This is a genomic window from Vibrio owensii CAIM 1854 = LMG 25443 (genome assembly GCF_000817815.1).
GTDB lineage: Bacteria > Pseudomonadota > Gammaproteobacteria > Enterobacterales > Vibrionaceae > Vibrio > Vibrio owensii.
The window spans coordinates 12743-28502 of the sequence record NZ_JPRD01000020.1; the positions used below are offsets into that span (position 1 = coordinate 12743).

At 47.3% G+C, this 15760-nt stretch carries 11 protein-coding genes; 8 read left to right on the forward strand and 3 right to left on the reverse strand.

The genetic code is table 11. The features are described 5' to 3' along the window. Positions 1-44 precede the first annotated feature (44 nt). From H735_RS12410 to H735_RS12420, 3 genes are read right to left on the reverse strand one after another with little or no spacing between them, the layout of a single operon-like run. Positions 45-2351, reverse strand: a complete 2307-nt coding sequence (locus tag H735_RS12410; protein WP_020197839.1) for an efflux RND transporter permease subunit — start codon at positions 2349-2351, stop codon at positions 45-47. A 20-nt stretch (positions 2352-2371) separates the two neighbouring features. Then, positions 2372-3094: an ATP/GTP-binding protein gene (locus tag H735_RS12415; RefSeq protein ID WP_005435798.1), complete on the reverse strand. Its 723-nt coding sequence runs from the start codon at positions 3092-3094 to the stop codon at positions 2372-2374. After that, complete coding sequence (locus H735_RS12420; RefSeq protein WP_020197838.1) at positions 3091-4080, reverse strand: AvrD family protein; 990 nt, start codon at positions 4078-4080, stop codon at positions 3091-3093. Before H735_RS12420 ends, H735_RS12415 begins: the two co-directional genes overlap by 4 nt. A 184-nt stretch (positions 4081-4264) precedes the next feature. On the opposite strand from H735_RS12420, the gene H735_RS12425 reads away from it, so the two are divergent. From H735_RS12425 to H735_RS12460, 8 genes are all read left to right on the forward strand, one after another. Beyond that, the gene (locus H735_RS12425; RefSeq protein WP_027726838.1) at positions 4265-5035 is read left to right on the forward strand and encodes an outer membrane lipoprotein-sorting protein; all 771 of its coding nucleotides are present in this window, start codon (positions 4265-4267) and stop codon (positions 5033-5035) included. After that, positions 5035-6207, forward strand: coding sequence for a hypothetical protein (locus H735_RS12430; RefSeq protein ID WP_020197836.1), 1173 nt, complete (start codon positions 5035-5037; stop codon positions 6205-6207). Before H735_RS12425 ends, H735_RS12430 begins: the two co-directional genes overlap by 1 nt. Before the next feature lie 47 nt (positions 6208-6254). Next, complete coding sequence (locus tag H735_RS12435; protein WP_020197835.1) at positions 6255-8153, forward strand: sensor histidine kinase; 1899 nt, start codon at positions 6255-6257, stop codon at positions 8151-8153. After that, positions 8146-9372, forward strand: coding sequence for a sigma-54-dependent transcriptional regulator (locus H735_RS12440; RefSeq protein ID WP_020197834.1), 1227 nt, complete (start codon positions 8146-8148; stop codon positions 9370-9372). Before H735_RS12435 ends, H735_RS12440 begins: the two co-directional genes overlap by 8 nt. Before the next feature lie 111 nt (positions 9373-9483). Then, a complete protein-coding gene (locus tag H735_RS12445; RefSeq protein ID WP_009706675.1) occupies positions 9484-10875 on the forward strand; it encodes an HlyD family type I secretion periplasmic adaptor subunit in 1392 nt (463 codons plus the stop codon). 115 nt (positions 10876-10990) lie between these two features. Then, positions 10991-11674 (forward strand): transglutaminase-like cysteine peptidase, encoded by a 684-nt coding sequence (locus H735_RS12450; protein ID WP_020197833.1) that lies wholly within the window; start codon positions 10991-10993, stop codon positions 11672-11674. Between the two features lie 5 nt (positions 11675-11679). Then, on the forward strand, positions 11680-13593 hold the full coding sequence (locus H735_RS12455; protein ID WP_027726837.1) for a bifunctional diguanylate cyclase/phosphodiesterase: 1914 nt from the start codon (positions 11680-11682) through the stop codon (positions 13591-13593). Between the two features lie 17 nt (positions 13594-13610). After that, the gene (locus H735_RS12460; protein ID WP_005435817.1) at positions 13611-15725 is read left to right on the forward strand and encodes a type I secretion system permease/ATPase; all 2115 of its coding nucleotides are present in this window, start codon (positions 13611-13613) and stop codon (positions 15723-15725) included. Positions 15726-15760 lie beyond the last annotated feature (35 nt).

Below are 15760 nucleotides of genomic sequence, written 5' to 3' on the forward strand. Positions count from 1 at the left end.
CGAATATCCTAAGCCAAATGGTACAAGCCAAGAGTGTCAGTAAATTAGGCTGTTTGTGGTTTGTGTTGTGCTGCTTTGGCAGATTTCCCAGTCACTTTAAGCAAGGCAGGAATCAACAACAAATCAAGCACAAGCGCGATAATGATGGTGATTGCGGTCATCAGGCCCATGTCCGCATTCATCTTGAAGGAACTGCTCGCCAACACAAAGAAGCCTGCACTGAGCACTATGGTGGTACCTATGATTGCCACGCCAGTTTCTCGAACGGCGGTAACAATCGATTCTTCTTCCGACTTCCCTTCCTTACGAGACGTGTGATAACGATAGAGCAAGTGAATGGTGTCATCCACGACGATACCTAGCGTCATACTCGCAATGACGGAAAGACTCAAGCCAACTTCACCAATGCTCAGTCCCCACAAACCAAAGGCAATGGAAGCCGGCAAGATGTTTGGCAAGATGCTAATCACACCAAGGCGAACGGAACGCAGAATCAAACCAATAAGGAAGGAAATCACCAATAGCGCCGCGGCAGACGCCGTCAACATGCTCACGTTGTTACGATAGCCAATGTGCGCAAACATGATGTCAGCGCTCACTCCAGGACTAACGCTGCTTTCAGGGAATAAGCCTAACAACTGGCTGCGTAACGTCGATTCCAGAGCAATCAAATCATTGGACGACATCTTTTTCGCCGTTACGATAACGCGCAGTTCTTTTTTATCCAACGCGACTTGGTTGCTGAGGTTCAATCCGTAAGGAAGCGACATGTCATAAAGCAAAAGTGTTTGAGCAGACAACTCAGGATCACTGGTGAGACGATATTCACCTGCTTCATCGTTATGCAAGCTGCTGTTCAAACGCTTCATGATGTCAGTCAGCGATTGAATGTGATACACGCCTTCGGTTTGGCGAGCCTGTTGAACAAACTGATCCAACTTATGCAGGAAATCAGGAGAGGTAATCAGTTCACCTTGCTCTGGTCGAATCGCATATTGAATACTCGCCACACCCGTTAAGTTAGCGTAAGTGAAATCGTTAGCTTGACGCACCGCATAAGATTCATCGAAATATTCAAACAAGGTGTCATCTATATCGTTTCGAACCAAGTTTGCAGCAATTACGCCACCCCCAAGTACAACTACAGCGATCTTTAATCCAGGCTTCACCATTGCCCAGCGAGCGATGGCTTCAAGTGGCTTGGCAAGCCCTGAGCGCTTCACTACTTTACTCTTTCTTGCTGGTAACACGGCCAAAAGCGCAGGTACGAAGAACAACGTCAGGAACATGGCAGCAATCACGCCCATCGCGGTGATATTGCCCAAATCGTTAAACGGAGGAGAGTCACTGAAGTTCATCGACAAGAAACCAACCGCCGTGGTCAAACTGGTCAGAATGATGGGTAGACGATGTTTCTCCATCGATTGCTGCAAAGCCACCAGCTTGGTTTCGCCTTTGTTCAGCGCGTGTTTATAGCCTTGCAAATAGTGAATGCAGTCGGCAACCGCCATGGTCAGAATGATAAGCGGTGCAGATGCAGACGGAGAAGTAATTGCCATGCCGAGCCAACCTGCAGCACCAAGCGCAATGAAGATTGAAGAGATGATGGTTAATGTCACTACCACCGAACTCCACAAGCTACGCAGATAAATGCCCGTGCCGATGACAATCAGCAGCAATGCGCCCGGCACCAAACTGCCCATATCTCGCTGTGTCGCCTCACCAAACGCGTCGTTTTGCATCACCTGACCAGTGAGATAAAACTGCACGTCAGGGTAACGTGTCTGAGTTTCAGCGATCTTGTCTTGCCAGAACTGCGCGATTTCACGCACTTCTTCGGACTGACCCTCCGTCGTCAAACGCACCAACACATTGATCGCCGTCGAGTTCGCATCTTGAGCTAAGTAACGATTGACCAACTCAGGCTGTTTAAGTGCATAGGCTTTCTTCTCTGCAAGCAGCTGGGTATTGCTGAGCTGGTTTGTGTTCACAAAATCTTCGACGATCAGGTCATCATTTTGAGCATGGGTATATTGATAGTTGGTCAATGAATCCACACGGTATGAGTGAGGTGTTTGCCACGCATATTCCGTCAGTTCCATGACCGCTTTCAACACATTTTCCTGAAAGACATCGCCCGATTTCGGGTGCAAGACAATCAATACGCTGTCATTGCTGTTGTATTTCTCTTCGATGCTCTCAAACGCGATCAAATCTGGATTGTCGTCGCTAAAGAACACTTTATAGTCATTGTTTAAGCCAAGTTTCCCTAAGCCAACAAACGCTAGGGCCATGATGCAGAGCCACACCACAAGGGCGAGCAAAGCTCTGGGTTTTGTCCATTTTTTCATTATTCGAGACTTCCTTTGAATTAAGCCTGCTGAGTCGCCAGCACAGACAGGCGGTGGTTTTCTATTTCTATCGCCTCTGCTTTCACCTTATTCACCGCTTTTTCGATCGCCTCGTCTGGGTCAACATATAAAGGCAACTCGAAGTGTTCCGCGATGGTAATCAATCGGTGACGCAAATCACCGCCAACCGTGATGTAAGGGATGTTGAGTTCTTTCACAGTAGAGAGCAGAAGATCATTGGAGAGCGTTCTAAAACTTTCAGACACAGGACGGTGGCCATCTTCCACCAAATCAAATTCAATCGGCAGGTGCACAAACTTGCTGTAGGTCTTTTTCGCATGACGCTTTGCAACGTTGCCAAAAGCATCAATGTAACCACGGTGAATAGATGCATACGGTTTGCCGATCAGTCTTTTCATAGCCAAAACCAAGTCGCTGTCATTTGGGTTGATCCCAGTTTCCAAGCGCGCAGCCCCATACACCCATTCATGCAAACAAGAACCATCAGAAAAAAAGCGATCACCACATCGCTCTTCATTCACAACACGCTCACTCAAACGACTAAGCCCCAAGTTCAGTAGCTCCGCAGGATTACACTGCTCTAAGGTTTTACCCGGCACCGCATCTGGCAGAATCTCACGCATGGTGCGCGCCTGAGTCCGTGGAACTTGAGTCGCGATCGCCAGCGCTTCCGTTAATGTCGTTTTTCCGGTTGAGTACGTTCCTGAAATGGCAATTTTCACGCTGGTTCTCCTTGTGGTAATTGATGGCATAGTTTTGCAGTTAGATTGAATTCTGGATGGCCGGAAACCGAGCCGTTTACGGTGGCAAGTCGCCATGAAGAGTCCTTCTTTTTCACTAAAGAATTCTTCATGCTACGAAGCGTGAGTGTGTGTTTACGACGAGGGATGATGGGATACGGCGTTGTGACCGTGACAGAGCGCATCCACAAGTTGTGAGTCTCATTACGATCCAACTTATCGAGGCGATACATCACCAGCTGCGACAGCTGAGCAAAACACGTCAGCCAATCCACCATCATCAGTGCATTGGGGTAATGCCCCATCGCGCCCGTTGATGGTTTGCCTGGGCATTGAAACAGCAAGTCACTGGAGACTGCACAAATGGCGTCACAAAAGGTGTTGTTCGCAAGGTGGCAATGACGCAAACGGAAATCGCTGTTGAAGTACTCATCCTCATCCGAAAATGACACGACAGATTGCGAGTGATCCGCTTCCGCCTCATGATCGATGATCACTTCAATTTCCATACTGTCGAGCTTGGTTTTGACACGAGTTAAGGTGCCAAACAAACTGTCTTGTGAACTGCTGGTATCAAGTAACTGGGCAGAAAGGCGCACCGCATCAAGATCCTCTAACGCTTCTGCGCCAGCTTTAATAGATACATGTCGGATCCACGCTTGAGACGACTGGTGGGCTGACAACTGATAATGGCGTTTGATGATCGCGTAGGAGACACGACCAGCAATAAGAAACGCATCAATCGTACTGAGATGAGGACGACGAGATTGCGTCTTCTTTTGTGACCAATCTGTTCGATACGCAACACTTACTAATCCTTGTGCGGAATCCGTGTCGTAATTGATGTTGCATTCATATTGAGTGCGCTTGTAGCCTTCACCGAAGTAGCGCTGTTCCGAGGGACCCAAAATGTCATCAATACTGGTGACCACCTCGTTAATTTCCTTACCTGAAAGATTAAGCTCCATAAAAACAAATACTCCTTGTGCGAATCACATTGGTTGCGGAGTTTTTTATGCTACCTCCTGTATTTCTATTTTTATCCTGTCCGAATACCCGCTGAAACTGTCCACTCGTACAGGTTCAACCCTGTCTGATTTCTTGTAACTTGCACAACAAAACTCGTCCTTCAACAAGGAGTTAACTATGAGGATGTTTTTCGGATTGCTCATGACACTCTCAGCAACGGCCGCCGCTGAGGGTGTCTCTGGGTTCGATGTAGCAAAGGAAATGATCAGTCGAGATACCGGATATATTTCCTATACATCAGACGTGGAAATGTCGATCGTCGCAGCTAATGGCGACACAGTACGCAGACAATTGACGATCAAAGGTATCGAGCAAGAGAACGATGGCGATAAGATCATCACTTACTTCCAAGCGCCACGAGACATTGCTGGTACCGCCCTACTTACGTTTAGCCACGCCATCGAAGCGGATGATCAATGGCTGTTTTTACCTTCTATCAAAAGGGTTAAACGCATTTCTTCTAACAACCGTTCAGGGCCATTTATGGGCAGTGAGTTTGCTTATGAAGACATGAGTTCGTGGGAGTTGGACAAATATCGCTATGAGCTCGTCGAAGAAAAAACACAAGATGGGCAAAGCTACTGGCTGTTGGCTTGCTTCCCTCGCTACGAAAATTCGGGCTACTCGAAACTTGTAGCTTGGATTGATCAAGACATTTATCAACCACGAAAAATCGAATACTACGACCGAAAAGGCACGTTGTTTAAGCAGCTAACCCTCTCCGATTATGAGCAACATAACCAACGCTACTGGCGTCCGAAGTTTGCTCAAATGGACAACTTAAAAAACAAGCGTTCCTCTTCATTGTCATGGAAAAACATGACATTAGGTGTGGACGTTCCACAAGGCCAGTTTGAACCCAAACAGCTTCGTAACGCATACAGGCACAACTGATGAGGAAAGTGCGCACCTTACTACTCACCAGTTTGTCTCTTTCCTTCTCATCGACAGGATTTACCGATTGGCAGACGGAAGGTTTTGTTGGGTTAACCGCAGACCTCTACAAAGACGAGGCACAAACGGGGCAATGCTGTGACACACTCGCCAATCGAGCTCTTATTGCCCCTCGTCTACTCTGGTGGAACGATTCTGGCTGGGCAGCAACCTTCAGTCCTTATGCAGAATATGAATTTCAGTCCGAACAAGGGTTCATCAATCTGCGCGAAGCCAATATTACTTATGCGGGAGAAACGATCGAATGGCTGCTTGGCTATGGTGTGGTTTATTGGGGTGTCACGGAAGTCTACCAACCCGTCAACGTAGTAAATCAATATGATGGGCGTATCGCCTTGGGGTATGAAGAGAAAATGGGACAACCCATGCTTCAAGCGCGTTGGTTGCCTGACTGGGGAGATGTGCAAATGCTGTTGTTGCCATTCCACCAACCTCGTAAGTTTAGAGAACCAGATCAACGTCGAACCTTGATTAAGCCTGTCGGCGATAATGCGATCTATTCTGATGGAGAGAACACCCTCGATAGCGCGATACGGATTGGTTTTTGGCAGGATGCATTAGACGTTGGCATTAGCGCTTTTTACGGCAATAGCCGAGAACCTTTGCTCGTCGAACGTCCCAATGACTGGCAAGCCTCATACGCACGAATATTCCAGCTCGGCACCGAGTTACAATGGACGCAAGACGACCTTTTACTTAAATGGGAAGGGACGTTTAAATCAGGGGAAGGCAGTAACTACTTTACCCTAGTCACAGGGTTTGAATATTCGGTGTACGGTTTTTCCTTTAGCCCAGGCACTCTCGGTTTAATCGCCGAATACGCATGGGATAATAGAGGCACTTACGCGCCACCTACTATCTACAGCAACGATGCTTTTCTTGGTTTGCGTTGGCAAGCGAATGATATCCAAGATACCGAGTTTTTGCTGTCTGGATTGTTCGACTTAGAGCAAACTTCACCCATCTACAAACTGACCGCTTCTGGGCGCATCAATGAACACTGGAAATGGATAGCAGAAGGTTACTATCTTTCCTCCATGTCCAGTAACGAACCCATTGCTTACCTAGAAAACGACAGTTACTTCTCTATCGGCGCAGAATACTACTTCTAAAAAGCAGATCGATTTCTCGTTGTCGCGGCGGCTCACAACATCGTTAAATGCCTTTTGATAACATGGCGTTAAAAACTGGTGAGCCAATCGTGAACTTACTGAACCCTAAAGCCCTGCGCCATTTTCTCTTGATACTGTTTGCCATCGGTATGGTCGGGCTTGTTTTAACTCATCACTACGCGACAAAGTACCAGCATCAGCAATGGCAATCGGATCTCAAACAGCAAGCCTCTCAGGTGGCACAAGAGATCGATTATGAGTTAGCTAAGTTTGAGCAAATTCCTAATCTACTCAGTCATGACCCAAGATTGCTTGAAGCCGTTAAAGTGGGTAAGCGTTCTGAGTCCCTCAATAAATTGCTTGCCGATTGGCTAACGCAAAGCCTTGCTGACACCATTTATGTACACGACAACACCGGCTTAGTTATCGCATCGAGCAACTACCAGCAAGACGACAGCTTTGTGGGTTCTAACTTTGCCTTTCGTCCTTACTTTCAGCACGCCCTAAATGGAGAGAAAGCTCAGTATGTTGCACTGGGCGTACGCTCAAATAAGCGCGGCTATTTCTTCTCGTCCCCTCTTTGGGTTGAGGGCAAAGTCGCAGGCGTGATTACCGTTAAAGTGAACCTAGAGCAGTTAGAACAAAGATTGGCACAAGACGATGGCGGCTTGCTGGTTACAGGTGTGCACGATGTCGTCTTCATGAGTAACTTACCCGATTGGCGTTATCGTGCGCTTTTCCCGTTATCCGAAGCTGCGAAAGAAGAACTCAATCAAACTCAACAATATGGCGATACCCTGCCACAATACCGAGGCGAATTGACCGGACAAAGTGGCGCAACACAGTTTGAGAACAATCAGCTACTGGTTTCCCCTAACTACCTTGCTTACGCGACCAACTTATTCGACAAAGGCTTTCGCGTTGTCGCACTGATTAGCCAACAAGAAGTACTTACCGCTGTATTGCAGGCGGACGTGGTTTACCTATTGCTCTACGCGCTCGTGGGTTTAATTGCCTTGGCGTGGTTTCAAATGCTGGTCAACAAGGCACGCCTCGCGAATGTGAATGCCAATTTGGAAGAAAAGGTGACAGAGAGAACCTTAGTCCTCAGCCAAGCCAACCACAAATTACAGCAAACCGTGCATCAATATGAGCAGAGCCAACAAGAGCTCAAACAGACTCAACAAGAACTGACTCAAGCGGCCAAACTCGCGCTGCTTGGCGAGCTATCCGCTAGCATCAATCACGAAATCAACCAACCGCTTGCAGCGCTACGCACTTACACCGAAAACTCTCAACGCTTGATGGTGATGGAGCGCTACCCGATGGTGACAGACAACTTAGATAAAATGCTCTCCCTCAACGACACCATGGCTGAAGTGATTGCACGCTTAAAGGTGTTCACACGCAAAACGGACGACAACCCACACAACGAAGTGGCGGTCTTACACGATGCCGTACACAACGCGACGAGAATTCTAAGCAGCAAACTCATCAAGCAAGGCGTGACACTGAAAGTGCCAACCATCGAATACAACGTGAGGTTAGCGATTCACAGCGTGGAGCTTGAACAAGTGCTGATCAACCTCTTCCACAACGCTGCTCAAGCAATGGAAGGGCATTGTATCGATCCACAAATTTCAATTGCCGTGCAATGCGACGAAACCAACTGCGATATTTTAGTTTCCGACAATGGACCAGGTATGTCAGAACAAGCGTTAGCAAGAATATTTGACCCATTTTTCACCACAAAACCGGAAGGACTCGGATTAGGTTTGACCATTTCAAAACGGATTTTGGAAAGCTACCAAGGCTCTCTCAGTGCTTACAATCATAGCGCTAGCCATTCCATGGATACGCACTCTCAACCATCTGGCGGCATGACTTTTGTCGTCAGCGTGCCTTTAGTGTCATCTCATAACGCAGAGGAAAACTCACATGCATAGTCCTGTTTTCTTTGTCGATGACGAACCTCACATCCGTGATGCCGTGACTCAAGCCTTGTTGATTGAGGGCATCGACGTGACTTGCTTTCCCAATGCAGTCGAAGCCTTGCGTGTGATTGACCCAAACTCCCCAGCACTGATCATCACTGATATTCACATGCCAGTGATGAACGGTTTGGAGTTCATGAGGACCCTGCTTGGCAAAAATAGTCACTTTCAATTTATCGTCTTAACCGGCCATGGCGATGTGAAGACGGCAGTTGAGGCGATGAAGAGTGGTGCGTATGACTTTCTTGAAAAGCCGTTTTCGACAGAGCAACTACTGAAATCCCTCAATAACGCAGGTGACAAGCTGACCTTGTTGCAAGAAAACGTCTGGCTGAAGAAAGAACTCGACATGCAAACCCATGTTGGACCGAAAATGATTGGTCACAGCCAAGCCATGGTCGATATTCGCCGAGCTTTAATCAGCGCCCCGCTCCACCAGCCGCTGATTTTTGTTGGTGAAGATGGCACAGGGCGAAGGCTAGCTGCTCAGTTCGCTCACGACATTCATGCAACACCAGAAAGTGAGCTGATTGTCGCATCCGGTGAGGACTTATATGAACTCTCACTCGATGCCTTGGACAAAGCCATACATCATCTTACAGACGGCAAAAGCCAATGTAGTTTGTACTTACACAGCGCAGAGCACATCTCGACGAAGCAATGGCAATGCTTGTTTCAGCATGCCAAATTACAACGTGTGTTTGGCGCGGCCAATCGCGTCGATAAAGGGATAGAAGAACGGGTGATGCTGATTCGCATGCCAAGTTTGAATGAACGCAGAGAAGATATCGGTCCTTTATACAAACACTTTGTGCGCCACTCCGCCAGCCGTTACCAACTGCAACCACCACAGATAAGCCTTGATGAGGTGAGAATGGTCACAGAACTCGATTGGCCAGAGAATATAAAACAGCTACGACAGTTTGCGGAATTGAGAGCATTAAAACCTGATGCGTTTCGTATGGAAGATTGGAACAATGAGAAAAGTATTGAAATCCAAAGTATGACTCAACGCACAGAACACTTTGAATATTGCTTGTTGTTTGACGCCTTGCAACGACATAGAGGCAGACTCAAAGAGGTTCAACTAGAATTACAAGTGTCGCGCAAAACCTTGTACGACAAACTAAAAAAACATCAGTTGGACAAAACAAAGTTCAAGGCACAGTAAATAAGGGGCACTTACCCCTTTCACACATTTTTATTCGCCGAGCATGCTGACATGGTTGGCTAATAATAATAAGATCAAAAAGATAAACCGTCTTTATAAACAAGGAATGTGATGAGCCGAGACAACTACAACAAACTTAGCAACGATGAGTTGGACTTTGTCGATGACAAGACCGCCGCATTGCTCCTAAACACGCCAAGTAGCGCCCGCTTAATGCTGTGGGTCATGGTGCTGTTTTTTGTTGCAGCCATTGGTTGGGCGTCTTGGGCGCAAATCGACAAAGTCACCGTCGGCCAAGGCAAAGTCATTCCATCTTCTCAAATCCAAGTGGTACAAAACCTTGAAGGTGGCTTGGTCAAAGAGATCTTAGTTAAAGAAGGTCAACAAGTTGAAAAAGGTCAGCAACTATTGCTGATTGATGACACACGCTTTCGTTCTGACTTCCGTGAACGTGAACAACAAGTAGCGAACTTAACCGCTTCGGTATTGCAACTTTCCGCCTCAATCAGCAGCGTGGAAGTCAATCGCGAGTTTGATAACAGCAACTGGGAACAAAACGTGGTGCTGGATTACGGCAAACTGACTTTCCCACCAACTCTAGAAGAAAACCAACCTCGCCTAACCCAACGTCAAAAAGCGGAATACCGTGAAGACTTGGACAATTTGCGTAGCCAAATTTCGGTTATCGACCAACAGGTAAAACAGAAACAACAAGATTTGGTGGAAATCCAAGCGCGTGTAAGCAACCTGCGCCAGAGCTACCGTTACGCGAAGAAAGAGCTGGATATCACCAAACCGCTCGCAGATGAAGGCGTGGTACCTCGTATCGAACTGTTGAAACTTCAACGTCAAGTTAACGATACTCGCCGTGAAATGACTTCTAGCGAACTGAAGATTCCTGTGCTCAAATCCGCTATTCGCGAATCCATGCTTAATCGTATTGATGTTGCGTTGAAATTCCGCTCTGAACAACAAGAAAAACTGAATAGTACTCAAGACCAACTGTCTTCGTTAGTCGAGTCGGCGGTTGGCCTAGAAGACCGTGTAAATCGTACTGTTGTCGTATCTCCGGTAACAGGCACCATCAAAACATTGAACGTCAACACGGTAGGTGGCGTTATCCAACCCGGTATGGACATTGTCGAAATCGTTCCGACCGAAGACACCTTATTAGTTGAAGCGAAGATCGCACCGAAGGACATAGCCTTCTTGCGCCCAGATCTTCACGCTATCGTGAAATTTACCGCGTACGACTTTACTAAGTACGGCGGACTTGAAGGGGAATTGGAACACATCAGTGCCGATACTACGCAAGATGAAGAAGGCAACAGCTTCTACATTGTTCGCGTGCGCACCGATAAAACCAATTTTGGACAAGATGCAGACTTGCCAATCATCCCGGGTATGACGGCATCAGTCGATATCATCACAGGGAAGCGAACCGTTTTGGAATACTTACTCAAGCCAATTTTGAGTGCCAAAACCAACGCACTGAAGGAGTAAGTGTCAGCAAGGTATGCCCGATGTGTCGTTTAGCGTCGATAAGTGGTTAAATAGAAAGCACTTATTTCTCACTGACGAGCCCGTTGGAAGAATACACTTGTGATGTGAGTCGAATATGCCACCCAGATTGAAGCGTAAAGTTACATTATTAATCAGCATCGGTTGTCTTTCGTTCCAAATTGGCGCGTTAAACAGCAAGGAACAACGATGGGTCGATACGGTCACTTCAGTCTATGGTGAGCGCGCTGGGATGCGCGTCAAAACTTGGCGAGACAACATCGACTTTTTCAAAACATTGGAGACTCATGAGAAGCTTGCAGGCGTTAACGACTTTTTCAACCAACTTTACTTCGTTGACGATATAGATCTGTGGGGTAAAAAAGACTATTGGGCGACACCACTCGAGTTCTTGGGCAGTAATGCCGGCGACTGTGAAGACTTTACCATCGCCAAATACTTTTCCCTACTTGAGCTCGGTATACCGGATTCAAAGATGCGTTTGATCTACGTTAAAGCCATCGAACTGAATCAGTTTCACATGGTATTAGCCTACTACCCAACCCCAAGTTCGGAGCCTCTCATCCTCGACAACCTCAACCCAGAGATTGTTCGAGCCTCCAGACGTAGCGATTTGCTACCGATATACAGTTTTAACGGTTCAAACCTATGGCTTATGAAGTCTTCTGCTGGCGTTGGAGAGCTAGCAGGAAAAGCCTCACGTTTGAGTCTTTGGAATGACTTACGCTCGCGCGAACGTAAGTTGCAGTTAAAAAAACCTAAAATTAACTATGACGAGTGAAAAACATGACCCTATATAAGAAGCTTGTAGTGGGAATGGTTACGGTCTTTATACTCTTGATGGCATCAGTATTCGTAATCCAGTTCAACACTACTCGAGACAGCTTAGAGCAGCAGCAACGTTCAGAGGTCAACAACACCATTAATACCGTTGGTTTGGCGCTAGCACCTTATCTGAAAGACAAAGATAAGGTCGCGGTCGAATCTGTGATTAATGCATTGTTCGATGGCAGTACTTATTCTGTCGTACGTCTCACCGCGTTAGATTCGGATAACCAAATCGTACGCTCGTACCCAATCAAGCCAAGTAACGTTCCGCAGTGGTTTATCGACTTGAATCTATTCAAGGCAATTCACGACAAACGCGTGGTAACCAGTGGTTGGATGCAGCTTGCAGAGGTGGAAATCATCAGCCACCCAGGCGCAGCCTACGAGCAATTGTGGCAAGGCTTTATTCGCCTGTTATCGGCATTTGGCGTTATCTTCCTAGCCGGTCTAATGGCGATTTCTTACATCCTACGTCGCTCACTCAAACCTTTAGCAGCCATCGTGAAGAAAATGCACGAGATTGCCAACAACCAGTTTGGTGACCCACTGGCTCGTCCTAAAACTAAAGATTTGATTGCAGTTGTTGACGGCATTAACTCGATGTCGGCACAAATCGAACTGTCATTTAAAGAACAGGCAAAAGAGGCGCAGCGTCTGCGTGCTCAAGCTTACCTAGATCCAATCTCCAAACTAGGTAACCGCTCGTTCTACATCAACCAAGTTGACCAATGGCTAGCAGAACAAACGCAAGGGGGTATCGCGCTACTCCATGCTGAATACATTGGTGATATCTACGAGACAAAAGACTACCAACGCGCTGATGCCCACGTGAAAGAGTTGTCTCAACGTTTGAAAAACACCATCGACGTTCCGGGAGCAACCATTGCTCGTCTATCAAGCGACGAATTTGGTCTTCTATTCCCGCACATGGATGAGAGCGAACTGCGCATTCTGGCTGACAGCATCGTCAACTGTGTGAATGGCCTTAACACCGACCCAACCGGCCTTGCTAAGCCAAAAGCATCACTGGGTGTGGCACACAGTAAAGATCAGAAAACGCGTACTGAAGTCCTATCAATGGTGGATAACGCGCTATCGAAAGCGAAAGCGCAACCAGACAAAGCGTACGGCTTCGTGGGTGGTGAAAACACTTCTAACCTTATGGGTAAACAGCAATGGAAAGCGCTGGTTGAAGAAGCGATTCACAGTGATTGGATTAAATTCCGCTTCCAGTCTGCGAAAAACACCTGGGGTAAAGTGTTCCACAACGAAGTGTTCTCAAGCATCGAAAAAGATGGTGAGACCTACCGTGCGACCCAATACCTATTTGCTCTTGAGCAGCTAGACGCAACCAACATCTTCGACCAATACGTTATTGAATCAATGATCAAGATGCTAGAAAGCGGCGAGCTAAAAGAGCCAGTGGCAATCAACATTGCGCAAAGCAGCTTGTCTCAACCATCGTTCATTCGTTGGACCACCAGCATGCTAGAGAAGCACTCAAAAGTTGCCCCAATGCTGCATTTCGAGCTTCCTGAAGCGTGTTTCATTGACCATCCGCACCACACAGCGCTGTTGTGTAACGCGATTCGTCAAGCAGGTGCAGAATTCGGTGTTGATAACTACGGTCGTAACTTCCAGTCACTTGAGTACATTCAGGAATTCCGCCCGAATTACGTGAAGTTGGATTACCTATTTACGCACAACTTGCACGATGAGAAACAGAAATTCACTCTGACCTCAATCTCTCGTACCGCTCACAACTTGGGTATTACGACGATTGCATCGCGTGTTGAAACACAGATTCAGTTGGATTTCCTCACCGAGCACTTTGTTGAAGTCTTCCAAGGCTTCATCGTCGACAAGGAATAAGAAAAGGTATACCAAGGATGAAAGACCCTTTACTGAACTCGCTCATTTACGTTAGCCGATACTACGGGCTAGCCAACTCACCGGAAGCGCTGATCAACGGCCTTCCGCTCTCTGATGGCAAGCTTACCCCGTTTCTGCTACCAAGAGCGGCGGAAAGGGCCGGATTGGTTGCCAAGGAAAACCGTGCAGAGTTAGACCAGATCTCGAGTCTGATTCTGCCGGCTATCTTACTTCTAAAAGGTGGCGATTCTTGCGTTCTCAACAGCATTAACGTTGAGAAGAAAGAAGCTGAAATCACCACCCTAGAAAGCGGAATGGTGCCTATCTCCATTCCTCTAGAAGACCTACTTGAGCAGTACACTGGTCGCTATTTTTTAGTTAAAAAGCAATTCCGTTATGACGAGCGCTCTCCCGAAGTGCTCAAAACCAAAGAAGGTCACTGGTTTTGGTCAACCTTGTGGCAATCGAAACGCATCTATCGTGATGTGCTTATCGCTTCTATCCTCATCAATATCTTCGCTATTGCTGCGCCAATGTTCACTCGCTTGGTGTACGACAAAGTAGTACCCAACCTCGCGTTTGAAACCCTATGGGTGCTAGCAAGCGGTATCTTCGTGGTGTTCTTATTTGATTTCTTGCTCAAATCACTGCGTAACTATTTTATCGATGTTGCGGGTAAGAAATCCGACATCTTGATTTCCTCAAAGCTGTTCAGCAAAGTCATGGGCATCCGAATGGAGTCCAAACCACCTTCAGTGGGTGCGTTTGCTCGCCACTTGCAAGAGTTCGAATCGATTCGTGAGTTCTTCACCTCCGCAACCGTGAGTGCGCTAATCGACTTACCTTTCGCGATTTTGTTCCTAGTCATTATCTGGCTAATGGCGGGCGATCTGGTTTACGTGCCAATGATTGGTGTGGTGATTCTGATGATTCACTCGGCGCTGATTCAAGGTCCACTGCGCCGCTCGATTGAAGAAGGTTCTCGCCTTGCTTCACAAAAGTACGCCAACTTGATTGAGAGCTTATCTGGCTTAGAAACGGTGAAAATGCTAAGTGCACAAAGCCAATTCCAATACCGTTGGGAAGAGGCAGTGGCGCACATGGCAAACTGGAACATCAAGAGCCGTCGCATCACCGACAGCATTCAAAACGCAGCGGGCTTTGTTCAGCAAAGTAGTAACGTCGGCATGATCATTCTGGGTGTGTATCTCATCTCAAATGGTGATTTGACGATGGGTGGCTTGATTGCAGCAACCATGTTGAGTGGCCGTGCGATTGGCCCTATGGTTCAGCTTTCATTGTTGTCTACACGCTACAACCAAGCTAAGTCTTCAATGACCATCATTAACCAAGTGATGGAAATGCCAGACGAGCAAGAAGAAGGTAAACGCTACATTCACCGTCCTATCGTACAAGGTAAGATTGAGATTGACCGTGTGACCTTCCATTACCCAGATGCGCCAGTGGCATCGATTCGTGATTTAAGCCTAACGATTAATCCAGGTGAAAAAGTCGCAATCATCGGTCGTATTGGTTCGGGTAAAACCACGCTAGAACGCCTGATAATGGGCCTATACAAGCCGACAGAGGGGCACGTGCGTATTGATGACACGGACATCGAACAACTTCACCATGTGGACGTACGACGCAATATCGGTTGTGTACCGCAAGATTCGAATCTGTTCTTCGGTTCTATTCGCGACAACATTACCCTAGGCCGTCCGCTCACAGATGATCGCGACGTATTAGACGCCGCCAACCGCGCTGGTGTCACCGCCTTTACTCAATCGGATCCTGCGGGTCTAGAGCGCCAAGTGGGCGAAGGTGGCGGCATGTTGTCTGGTGGTCAACGTCAAGCTGTGACGATTGCACGAGCGTTCTTGGGTCGCCCTCCAGTGCTCTTAATGGATGAGCCAACCAGCGCAATGGATAACCGTTCAGAGATGCACATCAAGCATCAATTAGCGCAGTTAAAGCCAAGTGAAACGCTGATTTTGATTACGCACAAAACCTCAATGCTCGACATCGTTGATCGTGTGATTGTGATGGAAAAAGGCAGCGTGATTGCTGATGGTCCGAAATCGCAAGTGCTGAATGACTTGAAGCAAGGTAAAGTTCGCGCCGTGAGCTAAAACCGCACAAAAAGAAAATCAAAGCCCCGTTGAAC